Origin of the sequence: Microbacterium rhizophilum (genome assembly GCF_039605615.1) — a bacterium.
Classification (GTDB): Bacteria; Actinomycetota; Actinomycetes; order Actinomycetales; family Microbacteriaceae; genus Microbacterium; species Microbacterium rhizophilus.
In genome coordinates, this window is the sequence record NZ_JBCNUN010000002.1 from 163985 (window position 1) to 190838 (window position 26854).

Consider the following 26854-nt stretch of genomic DNA (forward strand, 5'->3'; position numbering starts at 1 on the left):
GCATGGACGAGCAGAGCAAGAAGCTGTACTCGAGCGTGCTGGTCGATCCCGGCACAGGACGCCGCAAGCACCGGCGGGCACGGCAGAAGGCCGCCGCCGCGCTCTACGCGAACGACGCCCGGCAACGCCGAGATGCCGCGCGGGACCGCGCCGAAGCGGAGCGGGCCGAGCAGCGCGCCACCATCTACCTGCCGCCCGGCGGCGAACCAGGCCCCGCCGCGCTGCGGTCGTGGCGGCGGCTGCGGTTGCCGGCGCATCAGGACACCAGCGCGATGCTCGGCGGCGGCTACCCGTTCCTCGCCGAGGGCGGGCTCGGGCCAGCCTCGATGTTCATCGGGCAGGACATGTACTCGGGCGGGTCGTTCACCTACGACCCGTGGCACCTCTACTCGCAGGGGCTCATCACGGCGCCGAACATGATCTTGGCCGGGATCGTGGGGGCCGGGAAGTCGGCGCTGGCGAAGTCGCTGTACGTGCGCAGCATCGCCTTCGGCAGGCGGGTCTACGTCCCGGGGGACCCCAAGGGCGAGCACACCGAGATCGCGCGGGCGGTCGGCGGCCGGGCGATCGTCCTCGGCCATGGGCTGCGCACCCGCCTGAACCCGCTCGACGAAGGCCACCGGCCCTCCGGGGACTCCGACGCCGACTGGGCGGCCTCCGTCGCCGCCCGCCGCCGTGACCTCGTCGGCGCCCTCACCGAGACCGTGCTGACCCGTCCGCTGACTCCGCTGGAGCACACGGCGATCGACGTCGCCCTGCGGGCCGCGGTCGCCGCCGCGGACGTGCCGATCCTGCCGATGGTCGTCGACCGCATCCTCACCCCGGACCGCGCAGACGACCGCGACGGACGCCTCACCGAGGACGGGCGGATGGTCGGACATGCACTGCGGCGGCTCGTCGCCGGGGACCTCGCGGGGCTCTTCGACGGGCTGAGCACGGTGACGTTCGACCCGTCGTTGCCGATGATCTCCCTGGATCTGTCCCGCGTCGCCGAGAACACGACCCTGCTGTCCGTGCTCATGAGCTGCTCGAGCGCGTGGATGGAATCCGCGCTGCTCGACCCGGCAGGCGGGCAGCGGTGGGTCGTCTACGACGAGGCCTGGCGCCTCATGTCCCACCCTGCGCTGCTGCGCCGGATGGACGCGCAGTGGCGGTTGGCGCGTCACTACGGCATCGCGAACCTGCTCGTGTTCCACAAGCTCTCGGATCTGGAGAACGTGGGCGATCAGGGCTCCGCGATGCGCGCCCTCGCCCGCAGCCTCCTCGCGAACGCCGAGACCAGGATCATCTACCGGCAAGAACCCGACCAGCTCACCAGCGCCGCCGCGGCGCTCGGCCTGACGGGCACCGAACGGAAGCTGCTGCCCACGCTCGGCACCGGCCAGGGGCTGTGGAGGATCAAGGACCGCAGTTTCGTCATTCAGCATCAACTCCACCCCGCGGAACTCGCCCTGTACGAGACAGGGACGCGGGCACGTGGGGGGCTGCCGGGAGCGTCGACATGACGGGCAGGCATCCGGCCTCGCGGCCGCCGCGCATCAACGTGCCCATCGTACTCCCGCACGTCATCGCCGTGGCATCCGGAGAGCACCGATTCGTTCTCCTGGTCCACGGTGCGCCGGAACCCGAGCCGGTGACGAGGGCCGAGCTCGGGGCGGCGCTGACCCGGATCGCCTCGGCGTTCGACGGGCCGGTGCGCGTGGAGGTCCGTGAGGCGAACGGCGTGTCCTACGCCGACATCCTCGAGCCGCCGCCGACCACCGGAGACACGGCCTCGGAACCGCGGCAGGGCGGGAACGGCTTCGCGGTCACGTACCAGGGCTTCGTGGCGGGCGAGGAGATCCTGATCGCCGTCGTCGACCGCGTCGAGCACGCGGACGCGGACGGGCATCTCACGCTGTCGACGGATGCGCGGGCCCGCAGCCGCCGCGACCGACGAGCCCGGCGCGACGTGATCGTGTTCGGCAGCACGTCGGGCACCACGATCATCGGCGCCATCGACTGACAGGCCTGTGGGCCGCGCGCGCCCACCTGCTCCACCGAGCCCGCCCTCGAGCACCCGGAGCAGCCATGTCCACTCCCGCGTCCCCACACCCCGCCAACGACGTCTTCGTCAACATCGCCCTCGGCGGCCTGGTCGCCGTCGCGGTGCTCGGACTGCTGCTGCGCGTCGCCGGCAGCATCACTGCGTTCCTGACCGGACATGAGCAGCCGGGCGGGGATCTCACCGCCGGGATCGGCGTGCTCACCTCCCCGCTGGACCCCGGCACGCCGCTGGCTGCGCCGGGCCTGAACCCGATCGTCTACTGGGTGATCGTCGTGCTGCTGCTCGCGGTGGCCGGCGCCGCCGTCGCCGCAGTGTGGCGGTTCGTGACACGGGGTCGCGGCCGGATCGATCCCCGGCAGCTTCAGGGAGCGGCGACCGGGTCGGAGATCGCCACCGTTGCCTCGCCCCGCGCACTGCTGAAGCGTGCGGGCACCTTCCGCCCATCGCTGACCGCCGCGGAACCCGGTGACGTCGGCTACCTGCTGGGCACCTCACGGGGCAGGCAGGTGTGGGCGACGGTCGAGGACTCGATCCTGCTGATCGGCCCGCCCCGCTCCGGCAAGGGTCTGCACATCGTCGTGAACAGCATCCTGGATGCCCCCGGCGCGGTCGTGACGACCTCCACCCGCCCGGACAATCTCACCGTCACCCTCCGGGCGCGCCAGAAGCGCGGCCCGGTGGCGGTGTTCGACCCGCAGCGCATCGCGCCAGGGCTTCCCGCGGGGCTGCGGTGGTCTCCGGTGCGCGGCTGCGAGGACCCTCTGACGGCGATGATCCGCGCCGCCGGGCTGTCCAGCGCGACCAGCTTCGGCTCGGTCAGCGGCGGCGACTTCTGGCAGGGCAAGACCAGCGCCGCGATCCAGGGGCTGCTGCACGCGGCCGCGCTGGATCATCGCGACGCCGCCTCCCTCTACAGCTGGGCGCTGAGCCCCACCTCCGCCGGCGACGCCGTGCGGATCCTGCAGTCCAGCCCGGACGCCGCCGAAGGGTGGGCGGAGTCGCTGGAGTCGATGCTGCAATCCGACCCGCGCACCCGCGACAGCATCTGGCAGGGCGTGTCCCTGGCGTTCTCCGCCCTCGCCGACCCGCGCGTTCTCGACGCCGTCAGCCCGCGTCCCGGCGAGGAGTTCGACCCGGAACGGTTCCTCACCGACAACGGCACCCTCTATCTCCTCGCCACCGGCGCGGGAGCGGGCGCGTCCGCGTCGCTGGTCGCCGCCTTCATCGAGGATCTCGTCGAGGTCGCCCGGAAGATGGCCGCACGCTCCCCGGGGACGCGTCTGGACCCGCCGCTGCTGCTCGCACTCGACGAGATCGGGAACCTGGCTCCTCTGCCGAGCCTGCCGACGCTGATGGCCGAAGGCGGCGGCACCGGCATCACACCGCTGCCGGTGCTCCAGTCGCTCGCGCAGGCGCGCGAGAAATGGGGCGACAACGCCGCCGCGGCGATCTGGGACTCGTCGATCGTGAAGATCATCCTCGGCGGTGCCTCCAACTCCCGCGACCTGCAAGACCTCTCCACGCTCATCGGCGACCGCGACGAGATCACCGACTCGGTGACCATCGGCGACCACGGCTCCCGCTCCTCGCAACGCTCGATCCGCCGCGTGCCGGTGCTGCCGCCGGACATCCTGCGCACGATGCCGTTCGGGCTTGGCGTCGTGCTGCTGCGCACCGCCCGGCCGATCATCACCGATCTGCGGCCGTGGCCCAAGCGCCCAGAGTCCGACCAGCTCACTGCCGGCCGGCGGGACATCGAGGCACTGCTGCGTGCCGGGTCCTGACCCCTGCCGCCCCGTCTGGCACGGCGCGCGCACCTGTTGCGCGGAGGCGGCCGGTGGTCGTCCTCGACAACACCATTGAAGGAGGTAGCCGTGGCTATCAGAACATCCCAGGCGATCACCGGGTTCATCTCCGATGACCCTCGCCTGAGCTACACGCAGGACGGGCAGGCCCGCTTCTACGCGCGCGTCGGCATCAAGCACTTCGAGCGCACCGGCGAGGGCCAGTTCAAGCGGCTGGCGAACACGTATCACGACCTGATCCAGTTCGGACGGGCCGCGGAGCTGTCCTACGAGCGGTTCTCCAAGGGCGACGAGTTCCTCGCCCAGGGCGAGGTCCGCGAGTACACGCGGCCGGTCGACGGGCAGTCCCGCACGGACGAGCAGTTCCTCGCCCGCCGGATCGGTCACGACCCGAACACCACGACGTACACCGTCGATCGGCGCCCCGCTGCCGAGCGGGAAGGCGCCGACCGTGAAGCGGCAGGCCGTCAGCCCGCCGAGCACCAGGCCGCGCAGCAGGAGGAGCCTTCCGCGGCGCGCACCAGCGAGCGCGCCCAGCAGCTCGGCGCGCCCGCACCCGTGGCCCCAGCCGAGCCCGCCGCCGCGGAGGCCGCGGCCCGCTGACCGCTGGCGGTGGCCGGACACGCCCGGCCCGCTCGACTCCCCCCGTTCACCCGTGGGACCGCGCACCCGGCCACCGCCAGCACCCCGACCCACGCACCGCCGCACGCATGAAGGACCAGACAATGACCGACGAGACCGACGACCACAACAACAATGACGCCGACGATGCCCTCCCTCTCGAGCCCGGTGACGAGCCCGACGAGGTCTCGGTCGTACCCGCGACGGAAGCCGGCGGCGAAGACGGCACGGACGATGCGTTCGGCCTCGGTGACATCCCGGCCGCCCCGCGCCCCATCAACTGGCGCACGCTCGGCTCATCAGACGCCGAGGACGAATGGCTCACGCTCAACGAATGGGTCACCTGGCTGCGCATCGAGTTCGGGTTGCCCGCCGCCGTCATCCCGCCGCTGTGGCACCGCCACCCCGAGCTCGTCTGGGAGCTGAGCGCCCTACACCTGCGCTGGCTTGGCTGCTACGACCCGCAGCAGGACGCGGCCGGCCCGCTCTCGTTCATGACCGACTTCCACGCCGCCCAGCTGCGGCTGCGCGAATGGGTCTCCATCTCCGGGACTCGCCTCGACCGAGACCGGCCGACGCGGCAGACCGTGTGGCCCGGCGAGGAGCCTTGGCCGGAGACGTCCGAGCACCCGATCGTGGATCGAGACGAGGACTTCGTCCAGTTCGTCATCGACGACGTCACCGCCCGCGCGGCCGCGGAAGAGGAGTTCCTGCGCGGTAGCGACGATGACCAGGCGTGATCGATGGTCGACCAGGCTCGCCAACGCCAGCTCGACGCGAACCGTCGCTGGCGGGAGCAGAACGCCGACCGCATCCGCGAGTACCGCGAACGCACCAAGCCGCAGCGTGCCGCATACGAGGCCGCGAACCGGGAGAAGATCCTGGAACAGAAACGGCAGGCCGAGCGGCGCCGGACAGCGCGGCTGAAGGCACAGGAAGCGCAGCGCGAGCGGGACCGCGACCGGGCCCGTGCCTGGCAGCAGGCGAATCCCGAGCGGGTGCGCGAGCGCCAACGGGAGTGGACCGAAAAGAACCGTGAGAAGGTCCGCGCAGCGCAGCGCGCCTACTACCACCGGAACCGAGAGGACCGGCTGGAGGCGATGCGCGAGCGCAACGCACAGCGGCGAAAGGATCCCATGGTGCGCGCGAAGGAGCGTGCGTATCGGCTCTCGCACCGCGACGACCTGAACGCCCAGCAGACCGCGCGCCGGTCGACGCCGGAAGGCCGCGCGAAGCACAATCTCGACCAGCGGGAACGACGACAGCGGGAGAAGCGCCGACGGGAGTTGGGGCTCCCGCCGCGGCCTCGGCATCGATCGACAATCTCCGAGCGCGCGGCGAACGCGGCCGCTGCGGCGGAGTTCTTCACGCGCGTTCGCTCCTCGCGAGAGCTACGTCGGCTACAGAGGGAACTCGCCGCCGTTCGCGCGGAGAAACACGAGGTCGAGTCACGCGACCAATTGGCCACAGACGAGCGCGCTCACGCCCGCGAGCAACTGCACCGGCAGATAGGCGCATTCCTGGAGTCTCCGGCGAGTGGTCGGCTGCGAGAAGAAGTGCGCATGGACGCGATCGCACGGACTCTCCGCGGCTTGACACCGTACGACGACCTTGAGGGGGAGACAAGAAGGCGCGCTGAGGCGTCGCTCCGCGCCCGCCGCCTCCGACCGTCCCGGCCATTGGAGGGCCGTGCAGATCGCGTCCGAGTGGTCTCGGAGATCCCGTCCGCGGGTCCGCTCGCCGTGACTGCTCTCGATCGCGACCGAGCGCTCGGCCGCTAGATGTACTCGGCAGTCACGTTGGTGACAGTCGGCTGATCGGTGGGCCTCCGATGGCGGAGTGGTGTCGTTGAGTGTTGTAGTGCTCGAGCCAGGGCGCAAGGGCTGCGGCTCGTTCGTCATTTGAGCGGAACACCTGGCACGTGCAATGCGGTCGGATGAGGACGTGCTTGGCATCCAGGGCGGTGATCGCGGCACGGACGTCACCCGAGAGTCGGTAACTGAAGTGGTTGTCCGTCATCACTCGCTCGATATGGGTGATGCCGCGACCGGCGAAGTAGTCCGCGGCGCGCAGCAGGAATGCTCCGCAGGTGGGGCCCTTCTCGTCGGGGAGGATCTCCGAGTAGGCCAACCGCGAATGGTCATCGACGAGCGAGTGGACGTAGTCGAAGCCGATCCGGGCTCGCTTCTGCGCTGAGGTCTGGCCGTGCTCGCGGCCGTTGGCTCGCCAGCCGCCGCCGTCGTGGATACGGCCGAGCTTCTTCACATCCATGTGAACCAGCTCGCCCGGCGCGGACCGCTCGTAGCGGACCGCCGTCTGCTTCGACGCGCGGATCACCATGCCCGTCAGCGGGTCGCATTCGGCCAGGCGTGGCACCTGGTTCCGCGCCAGGATCGCCCCGACCGTGCGAGCGGGAACGCCGGCGACCGGTCCGATCCGGTCCTGTCCCTGGCGCAGCTTGCGCCGCAGCGCGAGAACACGCTCTTCGACATCCGCCGGGGTCCGCCGCGGTGATGAGTGCGGTCGGGAGGAACGATCCTGCAACCCCTCGATGCCTTCGTGTGACACGAGACCTCCCGGCCGACGTGGGGAACTAGACAGCTCCACTACGCCAGGAGGTCTCCTCCTTTCACAACACCCGTGTCACCAACGTCTCCGCCGAGTACAACTAGATCGTGCGTCAACACCTCGGGTTCGTCGGCGTAGCTCGCGACGCGACGGTCGCGTTCACAATCGCCGTCCTGAATCCAAGGCCGTGCTCGAGGTCGATCACCTCGACGATGCCTCGATCGTCACCCCACGGCTGGAGGTAGCTCCGGGAGACCATGTGCGCGCGCTTGACCGCCATCGTGTGACCTCATTCCGCGCTCAAGATACCCGCTCGTCCACGGAGAGCCGCACGCACGTCATGGTCGCCGCCAGTGGCGAGAACGGGCGGCCTGCAAGATGCAGCCGTGCGGCCGATCCTGCAGGCCGCCGGCTCAACGTGATGATCGCGTGGCGCGGTCCCCGATGCCCGAGGCGCAAGCGCCTGGAGGTGGAGCGCCGGGCTGACGATCGGCGTCGGTGCCTCGGGCTCGATGTAGTGCTTCCGTGCTATGTCCTCGCTGTTGCCGAGTGCTTCTGCCGCCGTCTTCGTGTCGGTGGCGCGCGCGATCACAGTGCCGCCGGTACGTCGGAACGTGTGGGGCGACACCTTCATGTGCTCGAGGCCTGCGGCCTTCAGCATGCTCCGCAGCGTCCGACGGACGTTGTTTGGCGACAGCGGCGTGCCGTTACGCGTGAAGAAGATCAGGTGATCATCTGGCTCGTTCGCGATGAGCAGGAGTCGGCGCCGAATCACCTCCGCGGCGAAGTCCGGAACCTGAAGTGTCCGGTACGACTCCGAGGTCTTCGGGTGGTCCTGCCGGAACACCCCTCGGCCTTTGACGGTCACGAGCGTGCCCGCGACCGTGACCTGCAGTGGTTGGAGAGTGGCGTCGATGTCGAGCCTCCGGAGGGCGAGCGCTTCGCCGATGCGGTCGCTCGTCCCCAGGAGGACCTCGATCACGTCACGTACCTGCCCGTCCGGGCGGGGCCCCCGCGCGGACGTGCCTGAACGCCAGTTCCCTGCCGCCTCCCTGATGAGTTCGAGTTCATCCATCGACAGCGCCTTCGGCTGCTGTTTCGGCTGCTTGAGCCGAGTCGTGCCGGCGACCGGATTGACGTGAAGCGCGTCGTGGCGCAGGGCGAAGTTGAACATCAGGTTGAGCACGACACGGCTGTGCCGAGCGTGCGCGTAGGAGATCGCGAGCTGGCGTTTGAGGAACTGGTCGACGCGGCCCGTGGTCACCTCTCGCAGCAGGAGTTTCCTGAAGACCGGCAGCACGAGGCTGTTGAGCTCTCGTCGGTAGAGGTCTTTCGTTCCCAACGCGAGGTCGCTGCGCATCTGCACGTCTTCCAGCCACGCGGCCGCAAGATCTGCGACCGTGCTCTCGGGCGTCAGCACGGCGCCGAAGCCGGTTGCGGTGCTGCGTCGGCGAAGCTTCTCGCGCAGTGCCGCTTTCGCTGCGCGCTCAGTGGCGGCGGTGGCGGTGATCTTGCGGATCTCGCCATCCCAGTCCCGGTGTCGTGCTTCGGCCCGGATCGTTCCGGCCGCGGTGCGGGCGGTGCTGATGTCGCCGTATGTGCCGATCTCGAGCCGACTGCGCCCGCTCATCGGTCGTCTCCGTCCGCGGGAGCGCTCGGCTCTTCGAGTTCGGCGAGCCAGACCTGGACTTCGGAGACGCGGTAGCGCAGTTCCCGTCCGACGCGGAAGCCGCGCGGACCCCGCCGAGCATGGCGAAGGTCATGGATTGTCTGGACGGGGACGCCGAGGTGCGCCGCCAACTCCGACGTGGTCAGCACCGGCTCGAGGCCGGGGAAGGGTTCTGAGGTGTTGTTCATGCACGTCAGGTGCACCACGCGATCCCAGCCGGGCCGAGGCGTGGCAAGGCAGACCCGCGTGGGCAAACGAAAAATCCGGCGCAACGTGATGCTGCGCCGGATTTGTGCCGAGTTTGACATTTTTCTCTCCCTGTGAGGGACCGAGAAAAATTGTCTGATCTGGCCTTTCCGTTGCGGGGGCAGGATTTGAACCTACGACCTCTGGGTTATGAGCCCAGCGAGCTACCGAACTGCTCCACCCCGCGGCACAAGAGATAACTCTAGCACGGGATCCGAGAGGCCGCCAATCGTGCAGACACCCGTGCGTCCCGGGCGTGTCATCCGGCGTTCATCCGGTCGTCCCGGAACGCCGCGAGGGCGGGACGATCCATCCGGAGCCGTCCCGCCCTCGTGGCGTCAGTCGCGTCGGGTCACTCCCCCGCGTCCGGCGACAGCTCGAGCAGCCGCTCGAGCGCCTCCATGAGGCGCGCGTCGGCCTCGGCGTACGCCACCTGGTCGTCGGCCGCCAGCGCGGCCTGCTTGTCCTCGAGCGCCGACTGGACCTCGGCCGCGACCTCCTCGTAGGTGCCGCCGGCCGCCGGCGGGGTCTCGTCGCCCGGCTCCTCGGTCGGCGGAGGGGTCGCGCCGGGATCCGGCTCCTCGTCCGGCGGCGTCGGCGTCACGCCCTGATCGCCGGTCTCCGCTCCCGAATCGCCGCCGAACAGAGAGTCCAGTGCCTCGGCGAGCGTGTCCTCGAAGGCGAGCTGGTCGCCGAACGCCACGAGCACCTTGCGCAGCAGCGGGTACTGAGTGCCACCGGTCGACTGCACGAACACGGGCTGCACGTACAGCAGGCCGCCGCCCACGGGCAGCGTCAGCAGGTTGCCGAGCCGCACGTCGGAGTTTCCGATCTGCAGCACGTTCATCTGCGACGCGATGTTGGCATCCGAGTCGAACGCATTCTGCACCTGGCCGGGGCCCGGCACGGTGGTGTCCGCCGAGATCTCCAGCAGCCGCAGCTTGCCGTAGTCGTCGCGTTTCACCCCCGCCTCGCTGCCGGCGTCGGAGTCGACCGACAGGTATCCGGTCAGCACGTTGCGCTGACCGCCCTCCGGGATGAACGTCGTGAACATCGAGAACGTCGGCTCGTCCTGACCCGGCATCCGCATCGACAGGTAGTACGGCGGCTGCAGGACGGCGTTGTCGGCCGGATCGGCCGGCGTCGTCCACGCGTTGTCGCGCTGGTAGAACGCGCCCGCGGTGTCGACGTGGTACGTGCCGAGCATCGCGCGCTGCACCTTGAACAGGTCGGTCGGGTAGCGGACGTGGCTGATCAGCTCGCCCGACATCTCGCTGATGGGCTCGACCGTCGACGGGTAGACCTTCTGCCACGCCTTCAGGACCGGGTCCTCCTCGTCCCACGCGTACAGCTTCACGCTGCCGTCGTACGCGTCGACCGTGGCCTTGACCGAGTTGCGGATGTAGTTGATGTCGTCGATCCGCAGGTTCGGCGCCGGGTTGGTCGAGTCGCTGATCGCGCTCGACAGGCTCACGCCGGACGAGTACGGGTAGGTCGAGCTCGTCGTGTACGCGTCGACGATCCACACGATCCGGCCGTCCACGACGCTCGGATACGGGTCGCTGTCGACCGTGAGGTACGGCGCCGTCTTCTGCACGCGCGTCGCGGGATCGCGGTCGTACAGGATCTGCGAGTCCTCGTTGACGTTGTCGGAGAACAGGATCTGCTCCGACTGGAACTTCATCGCGTACAGCAGCTTGTTGAAGAAGCTGCCCACGCTCGGTCCGCCGTCACCGGTGAAGGTCGTGCGGGTCTCGCTCGCACCCTCCTGGCCGCGCGGATAGTCCAGCTCGACGGGATCCGCGTCCTCGGGGGCGCCGACGATCGAGTACGGGGGCGAGTTCTCGCCGAAGTACACGCGGGGCTCGTAGTCGAGGTCGGACAGGAAGCCCGACGAGGGGATGCTGCCCTCGATGAACACCGGCTCGCCCTCGTTGGTGCGCTCGTTGCCCTTGGCCGCGACCATGCCGTAGCCGTGCGTGTAGACCATGGTCGAGTTCTGCCAGGTCTGCGCGCTCTGGTCCAGCTGATCCAGGTCGAGCTCGCGCACGGCCACCACGGTGTCCTGCGTCTCGCCGTCGATCTCGTAGCGGTCGACGTCCAGCCGCTCCTTGAAGCCGTAGTAGGGCCGGTACTGCTGCAGCTGCCGCACGGTCGGGCTGATGATGGCCGGGTCCATGAGGCGCAGAGACGCGGTGGTGTCGGCGTCGTTGCGCAGCTGTCCGGGCTCGACCTCGGTCTCGGCGCTGAACTCGGTCTTCTCGATGCCGTCGAGGCCGTACGCGGCGCGCGTGCCGTCGACGTTGCGCTGGAAGTAGTCCATCTCGAGCTCGCGCTCGTTCGGGCGCACCTGGAACGTCTGGACCGCCCACGGGTAGCCGATGCCGACCACGAGCGACGTGACGATCAGCAGCGCGGTCGCGATCAGCGGGTAGCGCCAGCGGCCGATCACGGCCGTGATGAAGTACAGGATCGCCACGAGCGCCGCGACGACCGCCAGGATCGTCTGGCCCGGGATCACCGCGTTCACCCCGGTGTAGGCGGGGCCGGTGATCCGGCCGTCGACCGCGACGACCGTCATGAAGCGGTCGAGCCACAGGCTCGCCGCCTGGATCAGCAGGTAGACGCCGGCGATCACCGCAAGCTGGATGCGGGCGGGCTTGGAGATGCGCAGCTCGCCCTGACCGACCCGGACCGAGCCGTAGAGGTACGACACCAGGGCGGTCAGCAGCAGGCTGATCAGCACCACGGCCGAGGCGAAGCCCGCGAGCGCCGAGTAGAACGGCATCGCGAACATGTAGAAGCCGGTGTCGAGCCCGAACTCCGGATCGGTCTGCCCGGTGGGCACGCCGCTGATCCACAGCCACGTCGTCTCCCACTGCGCGGACGCGGCGAAGCCGGCGAAGAAGCCGAAGAACACCGGGATGCCCCACATCGCCAGGCGTCGCAGCGGCTCGACGACCTCCTGGTAGCGGTCGAGCTGCGAGCTCAGCCGCGCGTAGACCGGCCGCAGCCGGTACGCGAGGAAGATCGCGAGCCACAACGGCACCGCCATCCCCACGAAGCCGATGACGAACATCAGCACGCGCGCCAGCCACTGCGTCGTCAGCACGTTCTCGAATCCGAGCTGGTCGAACCAGAGGAACTCGGCGTAGAGGTTGGAGAACGCGAAGAACGCGACGACCAGCGCGGCGATCACCGCGAGCGAGATCGTGACGATGCGTCGGAAGGGGGACGGCGCGGCCGCCCTGGGCGCGGAGGTCGTGGTCACCCTTGTGAGCCTACCCAGTGCGCCTTATGGGTCTGCCGGGAAGGCGTTCGTGTTCGCCGAGGGGTGAACCCCCGACGCAGGCCGCTTCGACTCGCGAAGCCCGCTCAGCGACCAGGAAACGGTCAGCCGGTGCAGGTCGCGAGGTCGTCGACGTCGCCCGAGGAGATCCCCTCGAGCGCGGCGAGCGAGTCGTCCAGCGTCCCGACCGAGAAGACGTGCAGGCCCGCGGGGACGTGGCCCACGACCTCATTGCAGTTCGACTCCGGCGCGAGGAACCACTCCGCTCCCGCGTCGCGTGCGCCGTACAGCTTCTGGCGAATGCCGCCGATCGGGCCGACCGTGCCGTCGGCCGCGATCGTGCCGGTGCCGGCCACGGCCTCGCCGCCGTTGATCGCGCCGGGCGTGAGGACGTCGACGATGCCGAGTGCGAACATCATCCCGGCGCTCGGTCCGCCGACGTTGTCGAGCTGGATCTTCACGTCGAACGGGAAGTCGAACGCGGTCGTCAGGGTGATCCCGATCAGCCACGCCTGCTCGCCCTGGACCTCGCCCTCCTCGGGCGTGATCCGCACGGTGCCCTGCTCGCCGTCGCGCTCGTAGACGATCTGCACCGGTTCGCCGCCGCCGTCCTGGATCACCTCGCGCAGCTGCGTCGCATCCGTCACGTCCGTGCCGTTCGCGGACAGGATCCGGTCGCCCGGCTCGATCAGACCCGCCGCCGGCGCGTCGTCGCCCGCGAGATCGGCGACCTCCACCGTGGCGCCGACGTCGTAGCCGAGCTCGCTGAGCGCCGCGGCGGTCGCCTCGGCCTGCGAGTCGACCATCAGCACGGCGTTCTGCTCCTCCCGCTGCTCGGTCGTCACGCCCTGCGGGAACACGGCGTCGATGGGGACCACCGCGCGGGACGGGTCGAGCCATGCCAGCGCGAGCTCGAACCACGAGGGCGTGCGCTCGCGGTTGCCGACGACCTGCACCGTGGTGAGATCGAGCGTGCCCTCGGTCGGGAACGTCTCGGTCCCCGCGATCTCGATGAGCGGCTGCGGATCGCCGTCCGCCGACTCGGCCGTGCCGATCGTGTCGTACACCGGGCCGGGACGCTGGATGACGTACGCGGTCGGCAGGAAGGTCAGCACGACGAGCACGGTCACGGCGATCACGATCGCCCACATGCCGGCCAGCGTGCGGCGCGTCAGGGAGCGCTCGCGGACAGGCGGAGGCCCATCGAACAGCGTCACGTCTTCTCCTCGCGTTCCCGCCGCGGCGGCGCACGGATGCGTCGTCGCTCTCCGTCGTTCGCGGGCGGCGTAAGGCGACTGCGGCGAAGCCCGGGGTGGGCCGAGACGGGTGAGACTAGCGTAGAACCCCCGAGCTTCGACCGGCTGAAAGGCGGCTGACGTGGCAGATGACGACCGCTCCCCCGAAGAGGAGTTCCAGGAGCTGATGCGCCAGCTGTTCGGAGCGACCGGCAGCCAGCTGGACCCCGAGCAGTTCGCCCGGATGGACTTCTCGCGGATGGATCCCGAGCAGCTCGCCCGCATCACGGGCATGCCGATCGACCCGGCCACGCTGTCGCAGGTGATGCAGAACCTGCAGAGCGCGTTCCGCTCGTCCGGCACGGGGATCGACTGGGACGTGACGAAGCGCCAGGCGCTGCACCTCGCGAACCAGGACGGTCTGAGCGTGACGCAGGGGCAGCGCGCGGACCTCGACCAGGCGTTCCACCTCGCCGACCTGTGGCTGTCGGAGGCGACCGCGATCGCCGACCTCGCCGAGGCGCCCCGCGCGATCACGCGCGGGGACTGGGTCGAGCGCACGCTGCCCGTGTGGCAGGAGCTCGCCGAGCCCGTCGCGACGAGCGTCGCCGACGCGCTCACCGAGAGCCTCAGCCAGCAGGTGCCCGAGGACATGCAGGGCCTCGTCGCGAACGCGGGCCAGATGATGCGCGGGATCGGCGGATCGCTGTTCGCGAACCAGCTCGGTCACGTGATCGGCAAGCTGTCGCTCGAGGTGGTCAGCGGCGGCGACGTGGGCATCCCGGTCCTGCCGGCCGGCACCGCCGCGATCCTGCCGCAGAACTTCGCCGACCTGGGCAGCGGGCTCGAGATCCCGGACGACCAGCTCGCGCTGTACGTCGCGGCGCGCGAGCTCGCGCACGCGCGACTGTTCCGGCACGCGAAGTGGCTGCGCCTGCACGTGCTGTCGCAGGTGACCGAGTTCGCGCGCGGCGTGCACATCGACACCGACCGGCTCGAGGAGCTCGCGTCGCGGTTCGACGTCTCGTCGATGGATTCCGGCTCCCTCGACGAGCTGCGCGGCGCGCTCGAGAACGGCGCGCTGCTGCCGGAGCAGACCGAGACGCAGAAGCGCGCGCTCGACCGGCTCGAGAACATGCTCGCCCTGATCGAGGGCTGGGTCGACGTCGTGACCGCCGACGCGACGAGCCGCATCCCGAACCTCGACCGCATCGCCGAGGCGATCCGCCGCCGGCGCGCGGTGGGCGGCCCCGCCGAGGACGCGCTGGGCGCGCTCGTCGGCCTGAAGCTGCGCCCGCGGCGCCTGCGCGAGGCCTCGGCCATGTGGCGCGCGGTGACCGACGCGGTCGGCATCGAGGCCCGCGACGCGCTGTGGGACTCGCCCGACTTCGTGCCGGAGGCGGAGGACATCGACGACCCGTCGCGCCTGATCGCCCGCCTCGAGGCGACGGCGCGCGGCGAGGCGCCGGCGCGCGACGAGATGGACGACGCCCTGGAGCGTCTGCTCGCCGAGGCGCAGGGGTCCGACTCCGGCCACGGACCCGGCGGGACCGATGCGGACGGGCCGGACGCGGACGGCGACGACGCGCCGGAGGGCCCCCGACCGGTCTGAGCCTCGTCCACAGCCCCGGCGGCCGCGACGGATGACGCCGGGCTGTGGACAGCTCCCCCGCCGGGCTCGCGGCGCGCGCACGATGGGCGCATGACGTTCCTGCGCATCGATCCGGCCCATCCCGCGCTGTGGCGCGACGCGACGACGCTGCAGCTCGGGGCGCATCCGGTCGCGCTGGTGCACGACCCCGCGCCGTGGCAGCAGCGCGTGATCGACGCGATGGAGCGCGGCGTCGACTCCGGCACGCTCGAGCGGATCACCCGGGTGCTCGACGTGCCCGCGCCCGAGCTCGCCGCGTTCCTCGCGCAGCTGGACGGGGCGCTCGCCCGGCCGTCCGCGACGCGCGGCGTGCAGCTGCGTGCGGCGGACGGGATCGACGCGTCCACGTGCACGGATGTCGCCGAGGCGCTCGGTGCGGTCGGCATCGCGGCGACCTGGGCGGCCCCGTCCGCGCCGTCCGCGGGCGAGGCCGTGGTGCTGCTGGCCCAGCATCACGTGCCGCCGCACCTGCCGGCACGGCTGATGGCGGACGACGTGCCGCACCTGCCGGTCGTGTTCGACGGCGCGGGCGTCACGGTCGGTCCCGTGGTCGAGCCCGGGCGCACCGCCTGCCTGGCGTGCCTCGCGGCGCACGAGCGCGACCGCGATCCGGCCTGGCCCGCGATCGTGGCTCAGCTGGTGGGTCGCCGTCCGGTCGCAGTGCCGCGGGCGCGGGCGATGGAGGCGGGAATGCTCGTGGCGCGGCTGCTGCGCGACGGCGCGCGCCCGGCGGCCGGGCGCGGCGCGCGGGTCAGCGCGACGACGTCGGTGCGCTCGAGCGGGGACGCACGGCGGGCCTGGCGCTCGCACCGTCCGCACCCGGAGTGCCTCTGCCGCTCGGCGGTCGGGGCGTCCGACCCTGGGCGAGGTGCGGGCCGATCTCCGCGAGGAACCGCGACGGAGACCGCTCCCCCCGCCCCGCTTCCGATTGCCGCGCCCACGAGATCGACAGCGTTCGCGCGGCCCGCGTGATGCCCACGTAGGCCAGGCGCCGCTCCTCCTCCACGCCCTCGAGCGACGACGCGTACGAGATCGGCAGCAGTCCCTCGGACGCGCCCAGGATGTGCACGTGCGGCCACTCGAGACCCTTCGCGGCGTGCAGGGTCGAGAGCGTCACGGTGCGCATCGCCAGCTCGTGCTGATCCTTGGCGCGCGCCATCAGATCGTCCGCGAACGAGCGCAGCGTGGTGCCCTCCGGAGCCTCCTCGGCCAGACGCAGGATTGCGCTGCGCGCCTCCCACGCGTCTCGCAACGCGCCGCCCGCGGCGGGCGGCTCGTCCTGGTGGCCGAGTCCGCGCAGCGCCGTGCGCACCTCGTCCGCGAATCCGGCGCCGTGCGGGGCGACCGCCGCCGCGCGGATCGCGAGGACGGCCTGGCGCACCTCGGGCATGTCGAAGAAGCGCCGGCCGCCGAGGACGGTCGTGGCGATGCCGCGTGCCGCGAGCGCCTGCTGGATCCCGGCGGACTGCGCGTGGGAGCGGTACAGCACCGCGATCTCGTCGGCGCGGGCGGTCCGCATCCGGTGCGCGATCGCGTCCGCCACGCCCTCGGCCTCGGCCTGGTCGTCGGGGTAGGCCACGACCTCGGGCGGGGGCGAGGTGGCCTCGCCCGCGGCGGCCACGAGCGCGAGCGCGCCGGGCCGCCCGCGCATCAGGGCGTTGGCCACCTCCAGCACCGCGGCGTCCGAGCGGTAGTTGCGCTCGAGGCGCACCACCGTGGCGTCGGGGTAGCGCGTGGGGAACTCGAGCAGGTATCGCGAGTCGGCGCCCGTGAACGAGTAGATGGTCTGGCTCGCGTCGCCGACCACGCACAGGTCGCGGCGGTCGCCGAGCCACAGCTCGAGCAGGCGGTTCTGCAGCGGCGAGACGTCCTGGTACTCGTCGACCGTGAAGTGCCGGTACTGCTCGCGCACGGCCACGGCGACGCGCGGCTCGGCCTCGAGCATGCCCGCACACGCGAGCAGCACGTCCTCGAAGTCGAGCTGGCGGCGCTCGTCCTTGAGCGTCTCGTACCGCTCCATCAGCTCGATCAGCACCTCGGTCCGCAGGGTCCCGACCGTGCGCCCGAGCCGCGCGTACTGCTCGATCGAGCGCATCGTGACCTTGCGCCACTCGATCTGCGATGCCACGTCGCGCAGCGTCGCGCGGTCGGGTCGCAGGCGCAGCCCGTCTGCGGCGTGCGCGAGGAGCTTGACCTTGTTGTCCACGATGCGCGGCGCCTCGTCGCCCGCGACCTGCGGCCAGAAGAAGTTGAGCTGCGCGAGCGCTGCGGCGTGGAACGTCTTGGCCGAGACGCCCTCGATGCCGAGCGCGCGCAGCCGGCCGCGCAGCTCGCCCGCGGCCTTGGTGGTGAACGTCACGGCCATCACGCGCTGCGGCGAGTACGCGCCGGTGTCGACGCCGTGGGCGATCCGGTGCGTGATGACGCGGGTCTTGCCCGCGCCCGCGCCGGCCAGCACCGCTACCGGCCCGCGCAGCATCGCCGCGGCCCGGCGCTGATGCTCGTCGAGCCCGTCCAGGGCGCTCACACGTCACCCTCCTCGAGCCAGGTCCGGATCAGCCGGTGCGCGATCGACGCGCGGCCCGGCAGGCGGACGTCGCCCCGCCGGTCGAACGCCGCGGCGATCTCGGCGCGCGTGAACCACCGCAGCGTGAGGATCTCGGTGCCGTCGGCGTGCGCGTCATCGGGATCGATCGCGGTCGCCTCGAATCCGAGCATGAGCGAATGCGGATACGGCCACGGCTGCGAGCCCTGGTAGCGCAGGCTCGACAGGCGCACGCCCGCCTCCTCGCGCATCTCGCGGTGGATCGCGGTCTCGAGCGACTCCCCCGCCTCGACGAAGCCCGCGAACGTGGAATGCATCCGTCCGCCCCACGCCGCGTTCGCGCCCAGCAGCAGGCGCCGGCGATCCGGATCCGTGATCGCGACGATCACCGCGGGGTCGTTGCGCGGGAAGTGCTCGCGCCCGCACGCCTCGCAACGGCGCGCCCAGCCGGCCTGGCGCAGGATGGCGCGCCCGCCGCAGGCGGGGCAGAAGCGGTGGCCGGTGAGCCAGCGGCCGAGGCTCACGGCGACGATGAGCGTGTCGGCCTCGTCCGGCTCCAGCTCCGCCGCGATGTCGCGCGGACCGGCCCAGCCGCCGGGGGGATCGATGGGCGCGGCCGCATCCGGATCGAACGCCGCGACGAGCACGGCGTCGCCCTCGGCGGAGCGTCCGAGGAACCCCCACTCGGCGCCGTCCGGGACGTCGCCGGGGCCGACCACGTGCAGCCGCGGCGAGTCGCCGGCCGCGCGTGCGGCCACGGCGCCGTGCACGACGATGACGCGGGACCGGGCATCGGATCGGGCGCGGTCGGGCAGCTCGGGATCGTCGCGCTCGGCGGCGGCGCGATCCACCGCGGCACGTGCGACGGGGGCGGCTCCGGGGCGGTTCATCTCGTCTCGCTCCGCTCGCTCGATGCGACGCATCGCGGCTCCCTTCGTTCGTCGCCGCGGAGCGGGCGTTCGTCGCAGCGGAGCGCGGCGTGGGCTCTCGCGGGCGTGGCGCGGGCCGAACGCCCGGGCCGGCGACCTACCCTGAGGGCATGGCACGCTCTCCCCTCACTCTAGCGGCGGCCGCCACAGCAGCCGTCCCGGATGCCGAGGTGATCGGCGCACGTCGGCTCACGGCTCACGGCGCCGGACGATTCGACGCCGCGGTCGCGACCCTGGCCGACGGACGCGAGCTCGTGATCCGCATCGCGAACGAGGAGGGCGTCGACCAGGAGGTCGCCGCCGAGGTCATGTCCCTGCGCGCCCTGACCGCGGGCGTGCGCGAGATGCTGCCGTTCCGCGCCCCCGAGTACGTGGGAGCCGCGGGCCTCACGACCGGGCGCGCGATCGTGACGACCTTCGTGCCCGGCTACCTGATCGACTCCGAGGAGATCCCGCCCGGCGAGGGCGCCGCGACCTCCATCGGCCGGGCGCTCGCGGCCGTGCACGCCCTGCCCCCGTCCGTGGTGCGGTCGGCCGGCCTGCGCGAGCGCGGCCCCGAGCAGACGCGCGCCGACGTGCGCCGCGTGGTCGAGGCCGCGTCCCACAGCGGGCGGCTGCCGGTGCGGCTCACGGTGCGCTGGCGCGACGCGCTCGAGGACGACCGCCTCTGGGCGTTCGAGCCGGCCGTGTGCCTGGGCGGCACGCAGGCGACCTCGTTCCTGTTCGTCGACGACGAGCGCGGCGCGCCGACGGTCTCCGGCCTGCTCGACTGGCACGGCCTGTCGATCGACGACCCCGCGGTCGACCTGCGCTGGGTCGCATCGGCGCCCGACGCCGCGAAGGACATCTTCCGCGCGTACGCCGACGCCGCGCACCGCGCGCCCGACGCGGCGGTGCGCGTGCGGGCGCGCCTGCACGCCGAGCTGGAGTTCGCGCGCTGGCTCGTGCACGGACTCGAGACCCACCGGTCGGACGTCGTGGACGACGCCGCCGCGCTGCTGGAGTCGCTCGCCGAGGGAGTGAAGGACGACGTGCTGCTCGCCGAGATCGACGAGGACGGGCGCACCGACATCGACGACGCCATGACCGTGCTCGCCAAGGTGCCGCAGCGTGCCGACGCGCCCCGCGTCGACACGTCGATGCAGACCGACGCGTTCGATCCGGATGAGCTCGCGCTCGGGCCCGACGCGTCCTGGAGCGCCGAGAAGCGCGCGCGGGCGACCGCCGCGGCCCAGGAGACGCAGCCGATCGACGCGGCGGACTTCGTCGGCATCGCCGCCGGCGCCCCCGCGCCCGGCGCCGACTCGACCGACACCGACGCGATCCCGGTCGTGACGGGCGACGCGTCCGGCCGGAAGGCCGACGGCGAGAGGACCGACGGCGAGGATCAGTCGGCGGAGGACGGCCGCCGCTCGGCGCGCGCGGCGTTCCAGCGCTGGACCAGCTCCTCCTCCGAGTAGACCCGCTCGTCGCGGATGACGAGGTCGTCCGCGACGTAGAACAGCGCCACGTCGATCCGGTCGAGCGGCACGCCGTGCCGCCGGTGGTACGCGACGCGGTACAGCGCGAGCTGGAGCGAGCGCAGCTCGCGCTCCGCCGCCGTGCGCGGGGCCTTGCCGGTCTTCCAGTCGACGATCTCGATCCGGCCGTCCCGCTCGTACACCGCGTCGAGCTTGCAGATCACGATGTGCGCGGGGGCGCCGTCCGGCGCGGGCATCGCGAAGTCGATCTCGGTCTCGACCTCCAGGGGACGCAGGCCGGCCCACTCGCTGCGCAGGAAGATCTCGCGCAGCCGGGCGAGCGCGGCCTCGTCCTCCGCCGACACCTCGGTCTCGGGCCGCGGATGCGCCGGCGCGTCGTCGTCCCAGAGCTCCTCGTCGCTCTCCCACAGCGCGTCGTCCGTCGAGGATCCGGCGCCTGCGATGCCCGAGCGCTGCTCGACCCACTGGTGGAACAGGGTGCCGATGCGCGTCTGCGTGTACGGCCGCTCCGGCAGCGGGCGGTCGATCTGCGACACGGTGCCCGCGAAGTCGGTGACGTAGTCCTTGAAGCGCGATGCCGGGATGCGGGTCGGCGCCGCGAGGGCGCGCCCGCGTGAGCGCTCCTCCCGTTCGGCGAGCAGCCGCGCGGCCTGCGGCGTGGGCTCGGCGGGCACGGCCCCGCGCACGACCTCGGCGGCCTCGCCGACGCGGGAGCGCCGATGCCCGAGCGGATCCAGCGGCCACTGGCGCGTGAGCGCCGTGCCCTCGTACGGGTTGTCGTCCGTGTCGACCTCGCCGATCGGATCCAGTCCCAGCTCGTCGATCGTGTCGAGCAGGTAGGGGCTGGGCCTGCGGGGCGACTTCTGACCCGCCCAGTGCGCGCCGGTCAGCAGCAGCTCGCCGCGCGCGCGTGTCACCGCGACGTACGCGAGCCGGCGCTCCTCCTCCTGCTGGTAGTCGCGGTACGCGTCCTTGAACCGCGTGAGCGCGCCGCCGTGCGGGTAGGCCTTGGTCCTACCCGCCGCCAGTGAGTCGAGCGCCGCCTTGTGCCGCTTGACCGGGTCGTCGCCCGCCTCGGCCATCGCGCCGGCCGGGTCCCACGCGAACCGCGGCAGCGCCGCGGCATCGCCGCGCAGCGCGAAGGGCGCGACGCCGAAGCCGAACCATCCGGACGTGTCGCTGACGCGGCTGGGCAGCTCGTCGTCGACCATGCGCACGACCGCGACGGCGTCCCACTCGAGCCCCTTGGAGCCGTGGATCGTGAGCAGCTGCACGACGCCCGGCTCGGGCGGCTCGCTCCGGGGCATCAGCTCGTCGGTCGACTCGGCCTTGTCGAGCCAGGCGAGGAGGCTGCCGATCGTGCCGCGCTCGTCGGCCGAGAGGAATGCCCGCACCTCGTCGACGAACGCGCGCAGCTGCGTCGAGGCGATGCGGGCGGGGCCGCGCGTCTCGTTCGCGGCGAGCTCGATGTCGAGGCGCAGCTCGAGCTCGATGAGCCGGATCAGCTCGGGCACCGGCTGTCCGACCGCGCGACGCAGGCGCCCGAGCAGCTCGCCCGCGCGGCGCATCCGGCGTCGCCCCTCGGCGCTGATGCCCTCGAGCAGGCGGTAGTCGTCGCGCGTGGTGCGGACGAAGTCGATCGCGTCGACGATCGACACCGCCTCGTCGACGCCGGCCGAGCTGCGCAGCCGCGCCTTGAGCTCGTCGGACAGCGGAGCGAGGCCGCCGTCGCGGCGCGCGAGCTCGGTCGCGAGGTCGAACAGCGCCGCCATGTCCGCCACACCCACGCGGAACCGCGGGCCGACGAGCAGCCGGATGAGCGCCGATCCGGCGGTCGGATCGTGCAGCACGCGCAGCATCGACACGACATCGGTGACCTCGGGCGTGGACAGCAGGCCGCCGAGGCCGAGGATGCGGTGCGGGATGCCGCGGTCGCCCAGGGCCTTGGCGAAGGTCTGCATGTGCTTCTTCGAGCGGAACAGGATGGCGCCGGTGTGCGGCTTCGCCGCGGTTTCCACACCGTGCGGCCTGCCACCGGGGTGTGCCGCGCGCACCTGCGCGAACCAGTCGGCCACCGCAGCGGCCTCGTCGTCGACAGTGAGCTCGAAGCGCGTCGACACGCGCCCCTCGCCCGCGCCCGGTCGCGGCTCCAGCTCGGGGACCGTGAAGGATCCGCGCCCCTGCAGCGGCCGCAGCACGCGGTTGGCGGCGGCGAGGATGCGCCGGTCATTGCGCCAGCTCGTCATGAGGCTGAAGTGCGCGGCCGGCACCTCGCGCGCGAACGCCGCGTCGAACGCGTACAGGTTGTCGGCGCTCGCGCCGCGCCAGCCGTAGATCGACTGGTGGGGGTCGCCCACGGCCATCACGGTGCCGTCGCGGAACAGCTCGGCGAGGAACCGCGTCTGGATCACCGACGTGTCCTGGTACTCGTCCAGCAGCACGACGCGGTACTGCTCGCGCAGGTCGGCGCGCACCTGCGGCGCGTGCTCGACGATGTCGTAGGCGCCGCTCACCTGATCCGCGAAGTCCAGCACGCCCCGGCGCTCCTTCTCGGCGATGCAGTCCCGCACCAGCTGGACCAGGATCGGCATCGACAGCAGGTTCGCGGCGGCCTTTTCGACGGCGTCCTTCTCGCGGTACGGCTCGAACGCCGCGGCCTGATCGAGCGCCGTGCGCTGCAGCTCGTCGAGGTCGATGCGGTGGTCGAGCACCTCGGCCGCGAGGCGCTGCACGGCGTCGACCACGCCGTTCAGCGCGCGGTCGACGTCCTCGAGGCCCGGGATCTGCGCGCGCAGCACGACGTGCCGCGCGATCAGCCACGACGCCGACTGGCTGAGCATCGCGGCATCCGGGTCGCGCCCGATGCGGGCGGCGTGCTCGCGCACGATCGAATCCGCGAACGCGTTGTAGGTCGCCACGCGCGGCCGGATCATCAGGTCGTCGACCGTGCGGGGCGCGGCGGGGTCCCAGCCCGTGCCGCGCGCGACGGCCAGGCCGTCCAGCACCTCGCGGCGCACGGCCTCGCGCTGCGCGGGCGTCGCGGCCGCGGCGATGCGCGCGAGGGATCCGTCGCGGACGATCTCGCGCAGGTGCGGCAGCAGACCGCGGCGGCCGAACTCGTCGATCAGGGCGAGGCGCGCGCCGATGCGCTCGGTGAGCTCGCCGGCCGCCTTGCGCGTGAAGGTGAGGCCGAGGATCTCGTCGCGCCGCACATGCTCGTTCGCGACGAGCCACACCACCCGCCCGGCCATGGTCTCGGTCTTGCCGCTGCCCGCGCCCGCCACGACGAGCGCCGGGCTGGGCGGCGCCTCGATCACCCGCTGCTGCGCGGCGGTCGGCGTCGGGAGCCCCAGGGCCGCGGCGATGTCGGTCGCGGCGATGCCGTGCCCGCCGGCCCATGACGGGGCGACGAGGGTCTCGATCGGGAGGGTCACGCGCTCACCACCTCGCCTAGGCACTCACTGATTCGATGGTGTGGATCCGGCACGGCTTCACGAACATCCCCTCGGTGCAGTGCGCATCGACCTGCGCGATGAAGCTGCTGGCCGACATCCCGCGCGCGGCGTCGGCCACGCGGCGCAGGAACTCGGCGCGCGACTCGTCGGCGAGGCGGTGCTGGTGCGCGACGCGGTAGTCGCTCTTCGCGAGCGTCTGCGAGACGATCACGAGCCGCGCGCCGGCGAGCCCGCCCGCGCGCGCGCCCTCGATCAGCCCCTCCTGCACGGCCACCTGGTAGGCCGCGAGCTGCCCGTGCTGCAGCACGTCGTTGTCGCCGGGCTTCTCGTAGCGCCCGCTCTTGAGATCGACCACCACGACGTGCTCGGCGGCATCCGCGTCGGCGCAGTCCATCGCGGTCCAGCCGCGGGAGCGTCCCGGTCCGTGCTCGCCGGAGCCGGGCGGGTAGGTCTCGACACGGTCGATGACGCCGCTCACGATCGCCCGGCGCGGGCCGTCGATCTCTTCGCCGACGTACACGGCGGGCACCGGCGCATCCGGCCCTTCCCCGTCGGGCGCGGCATCCGGCGCTTCCGCGTCGACGGCCACCGCGAAGCGGAAGGCCGCCTCCGACACCACGTGGGCTCCCCCGTCGGCGCGGACGGCGCGCAGGTACGCGTGCAGCCGGTCGACGTACAGGTCGGCGCGCGCCCGCTCCTTGGCGGCGATCCACGGCGTCTCGAAGTCGAGCTCGGGCCAGCGCTCGTCGACGACCGAGCGGAGCCCGTCGAGCTCGCCGTCGGGGAAGCGCTCGAGCGCGGCGTGCAGGATCGTGCCGATGCCGGCGCTCGGCGGCGTGACCGTGCTGCCGCCGAGGCCGTCGATGACCCAGCCGAGACCGCACTCCTCGAACGCCTCCATCCGCGAGGGCGAGACGCGTGCCGGCCCCGCGTCGAGGTCGCGCAGCGGCCGGTCGGTGGAGGGCTCGAGCACGCCGTACCACTCCTCCGGCGCGGCGCCGGGCACGCCCGCCTCGGCCAGCATGCGCAGCTGGCCGGCCGCCTCCCCCGGAACGGACGATTCCGTGAGCGACCGGCGGTGCCGCGCGACCAGGCCGCGCAGCGTGAGCGGGTGCGCCGCCCGCCCGTCGCCGTCCGCGGTGGGCTCGGGAAGGAACGAGAACAGCGCGCTCGGGCCCGTGTCGTCATCGTCGACCGCCGTGACCAGCAGGCGGTGGCGCGCGCGCGACACGGCCCGCACGAACAGCCGCAGCTCGTCGTGCATGGCGGCGCGCCGGCGGTCGAGCACGCCGGCCGGCTCGGCGCCGCGCCGGCCCTCGCGATGCGCCGCGACCACGTCGGCGAGCCGCCACGAGTCGAGCAGCCCGCCGCGCAGGCGCACGTTCGGCCACACGCCCTCCTGCACGCCCGCGATCACGACCGCGTCGAACTCGACGCCCAGCGCGTTGGCCGGCGTCATCAGCGTGACCGCGCCCGCGCGATCCGGCGACGAGAGGGTGTCCTCGGGCACGTCGCTGTCGAGGATCTCGCGGACGAACGGCAGCGGTCCCTCCTCGGGGTTCCGCTCGACCGCGCGCTTGGCGGCGGCGAACAGCGCCACGAGGCCGTCGAGCGCGCGGCCCGTCTCGGCCGCGAGCGGTCCCTCCGCCTGCGCCGCCTCGTGCCACGCGCGCTCGAGGCGCCGCCCGTCTCCCGTGCGCGCGCGGTCCCACACCAGCCACAGCAGCTCGTGGATCGTCGCGCCGCGCGCGCCCTCCTCGTGCAGCAGGCGCAGGGTCTCGGCCAGGCGCCGGCCGGTGCGGGCCTCCGGCGTGTCGATCAGGTCGAAGGCGGCCGGATGGGCGAGCGCTTCGTGCAGCAGCTCGCGCGCCGGGCGGTTGCCGCCGTCCGCGAGCTCCGCGTGACGCATGTGCGCGCGGAGCCGCCGCAGCCCGACGCCGTCGAGGCCGCCGAACGGCGAGCGCAGCGCCTCGATGAGCCGCTCGGGATCGCGCGCCGCGTGATCCTGCAGGCCGAGCCGCACGATCTCGACGATGTCGTGCACCACGGCCTCGCTGCCGAGCGGTCGCTGCACGCCCGCCGCGCGGGTCGGCACCTCGCGGGCCGCGAGCTCGGCCTCGAGCATCGTCAGCTGGCGGCTGTCGTGCGCGATGACAGCCATGCGCGCCCACGGCACCTCGCCGAGCAGGTGCCAGTCGCGCAGCGTCCACGCGATCTGGTCGACCTCCTCGTACGGCGACGCCGCGACTCGCGTCTCGACCGCCGCCACGTCGTCGGCCTCGGGGCCCGGCGCGCGGCGGTGCGAGACCACGCCCGCGGCGCCGACCGCCTGGGTCACCGTGCGCGTCAGCCGCGTGAGCGCGGGGACGGCGCGGTGCGCGCCGTCGAGCACGTGGCGGGCGCCGAGGGCGCCGGCCAGGCGCGCGAACAGCTCGGGCGTCACGCCGCGGAAGGCGCCGGATCCGATGTCGGGGTCGCCAAACGCGAGCACGGCGATGCCGCGGTCGCGCAGCGCCTCGACCACCGCGATCCCGCCGCGCGTGAGCTCCTGCGCGTCGTCGATCAGGACGATCCGGAGCCGCTCGAGTCCCGCGATGACGGCGCCCGCCCGCAGCGCGGCGGACGCCTCGCCATACAGCTCCGCGACGTCGCGGTGGGGCGAGCGCATCCGGTCGAGCACGCCGCGGTACTCCCGCAGGAAGCGCGCGACGGCGGTCCACGCGGGCACGCCGAGCGACGCCAGCTCGGCGGGACCAACGCCGAGCTCGGTCAGCTCGCCGAGGAACGCGCGCAGCTCGGACCGGAATCCCTTCGAGGCGCGCACGGGCGCCCCCAGCTCGGCGGGCCAGAGCACGATGCCCTCGCGCTCGTCCTCCTCGTCGCCCGCGAGGAGGTCCGCGACGATGCGGTCCTGATCCGCGCCCGTCAGCAGCTTCGGCGGCTCGTCACCGCGGCGCACGGCGTCGGCGCGCACGACCTGGAACGCGAAGGATCCGATCGACCGCGCCAGCGGACCGGGCGTCGCCACGCGCACGCGGACGCCGAGCTCGTCGCGCAGACGCGTGGCCGACACGCGCGTCGGGGTGAGGACGACGAGCTCGTCGGCCGCGACGCCGCCGTCGAGCAGCCGCGCGACGCGCTCGACCAGCACCGCGGTCTTGCCCGTGCCCGGCGCCCCGACCACGGTGCCGGAGGCCTCGGGAGGCAGCCCGAGCACCGCGAGCTGGCCGGCGTCCCAGGCGGATGAGGTCATGGGTTCCACGCTAAACGCGGCCGCGGACATCGGCGTGCGGCGGCGCCGGTCGGCGGGGCC

Annotated in this window: 16 protein-coding genes, 1 tRNA gene and 1 pseudogene; 8 read left to right on the forward strand and 10 right to left on the reverse strand. The window is 72.5% G+C overall.

The window, feature by feature from the left end; all coding sequences use genetic code 11:
- Positions 1 to 2: 2 nt before the first annotated feature.
- From AAD528_RS04750 to AAD528_RS04775, 6 genes are all read left to right on the forward strand, one after another.
- The gene (locus AAD528_RS04750) at positions 3 to 1505 is read left to right on the forward strand and encodes a putative type IV secretion/conjugal transfer ATPase (protein ID WP_345750906.1); all 1503 of its coding nucleotides are present in this window, start codon (positions 3 to 5) and stop codon (positions 1503 to 1505) included.
- Between the two features lie 38 nt (positions 1506 to 1543).
- Positions 1544 to 2005: a hypothetical protein gene (locus AAD528_RS04755; RefSeq protein WP_345750907.1), complete on the forward strand. Its 462-nt coding sequence runs from the start codon at positions 1544 to 1546 to the stop codon at positions 2003 to 2005.
- 65 nt (positions 2006 to 2070) lie between these two features.
- Entirely contained in the window at positions 2071 to 3831 is a 1761-nt protein-coding gene (locus AAD528_RS04760; protein ID WP_345750908.1) for a type IV secretory system conjugative DNA transfer family protein, read from the forward strand.
- 90 nt (positions 3832 to 3921) lie between these two features.
- A complete protein-coding gene (locus tag AAD528_RS04765; protein WP_345750909.1) occupies positions 3922 to 4455 on the forward strand; it encodes a single-stranded DNA-binding protein in 534 nt (177 codons plus the stop codon).
- Positions 4456 to 4577: 122 nt separating this feature from the next.
- Positions 4578 to 5213: a hypothetical protein gene (locus AAD528_RS04770; RefSeq protein WP_345750910.1), complete on the forward strand. Its 636-nt coding sequence runs from the start codon at positions 4578 to 4580 to the stop codon at positions 5211 to 5213.
- 3 nt (positions 5214 to 5216) lie between these two features.
- On the forward strand, positions 5217 to 6254 hold the full coding sequence (locus AAD528_RS04775; RefSeq protein ID WP_345750911.1) for a coiled-coil domain-containing protein: 1038 nt from the start codon (positions 5217 to 5219) through the stop codon (positions 6252 to 6254).
- 13 nt (positions 6255 to 6267) lie between these two features.
- Here AAD528_RS04775 and AAD528_RS04780 read toward each other — a convergent pair.
- The 6 genes and pseudogenes from AAD528_RS04780 to AAD528_RS04805 form a co-directional block, all read right to left on the reverse strand.
- Positions 6268 to 7047, reverse strand: a pseudogene (locus tag AAD528_RS04780) (transposase family protein); the annotation flags it as partial.
- Positions 7048 to 7330: 283 nt separating this feature from the next.
- Positions 7331 to 8671: a tyrosine-type recombinase/integrase gene (locus tag AAD528_RS04785; protein ID WP_345750912.1), complete on the reverse strand. Its 1341-nt coding sequence runs from the start codon at positions 8669 to 8671 to the stop codon at positions 7331 to 7333.
- A complete protein-coding gene (locus AAD528_RS04790; RefSeq protein WP_345750913.1) occupies positions 8668 to 9018 on the reverse strand; it encodes a helix-turn-helix transcriptional regulator in 351 nt (116 codons plus the stop codon). Before AAD528_RS04790 ends, AAD528_RS04785 begins: the two co-directional genes overlap by 4 nt.
- Before the next feature lie 51 nt (positions 9019 to 9069).
- Positions 9070 to 9143 (reverse strand) — tRNA-Met (locus AAD528_RS04795).
- Positions 9144 to 9308: 165 nt separating this feature from the next.
- On the reverse strand, positions 9309 to 12227 hold the full coding sequence (locus AAD528_RS04800; RefSeq protein ID WP_345750914.1) for a UPF0182 family membrane protein: 2919 nt from the start codon (positions 12225 to 12227) through the stop codon (positions 9309 to 9311).
- A 122-nt stretch (positions 12228 to 12349) separates the two neighbouring features.
- Positions 12350 to 13462 carry a YlbL family protein gene (locus AAD528_RS04805; RefSeq protein WP_375339587.1) on the reverse strand — a complete coding sequence of 371 codons (1113 nt, stop codon included), beginning with the start codon at positions 13460 to 13462 and terminating at the stop codon, positions 12350 to 12352.
- 160 nt (positions 13463 to 13622) lie between these two features.
- Here AAD528_RS04805 and AAD528_RS04810 point away from each other — a divergent pair, with 160 nt between their 5' ends.
- A complete protein-coding gene (locus tag AAD528_RS04810) occupies positions 13623 to 15092 on the forward strand; it encodes a zinc-dependent metalloprotease (protein ID WP_345750915.1) in 1470 nt (489 codons plus the stop codon).
- A 790-nt stretch (positions 15093 to 15882) separates the two neighbouring features.
- Here the strand turns inward: AAD528_RS04810 and AAD528_RS04815 are convergent.
- Positions 15883 to 17658, reverse strand: coding sequence for an ATP-dependent helicase (locus AAD528_RS04815; protein ID WP_345750916.1), 1776 nt, complete (start codon positions 17656 to 17658; stop codon positions 15883 to 15885).
- Complete coding sequence (gene nudC / locus AAD528_RS04820; RefSeq protein ID WP_345750917.1) at positions 17655 to 18566, reverse strand: NAD(+) diphosphatase; 912 nt, start codon at positions 18564 to 18566, stop codon at positions 17655 to 17657. The genes AAD528_RS04815 and nudC overlap by 4 nt, the downstream gene beginning before the upstream one ends.
- Positions 18567 to 18715: 149 nt before the next feature.
- Here nudC and AAD528_RS04825 point away from each other — a divergent pair, with 149 nt between their 5' ends.
- The gene (locus tag AAD528_RS04825; protein WP_345750918.1) at positions 18716 to 20065 is read left to right on the forward strand and encodes a phosphotransferase; all 1350 of its coding nucleotides are present in this window, start codon (positions 18716 to 18718) and stop codon (positions 20063 to 20065) included.
- Here AAD528_RS04825 and AAD528_RS04830 read toward each other — a convergent pair.
- A complete protein-coding gene (locus tag AAD528_RS04830; protein WP_345750919.1) occupies positions 19993 to 23520 on the reverse strand; it encodes an ATP-dependent helicase in 3528 nt (1175 codons plus the stop codon). The genes AAD528_RS04825 and AAD528_RS04830 overlap by 73 nt on opposite strands.
- A 16-nt stretch (positions 23521 to 23536) precedes the next feature.
- Positions 23537 to 26794, reverse strand: a complete 3258-nt coding sequence (locus AAD528_RS04835; protein ID WP_345750920.1) for a PD-(D/E)XK nuclease family protein — start codon at positions 26792 to 26794, stop codon at positions 23537 to 23539.
- Positions 26795 to 26854 lie beyond the last annotated feature (60 nt).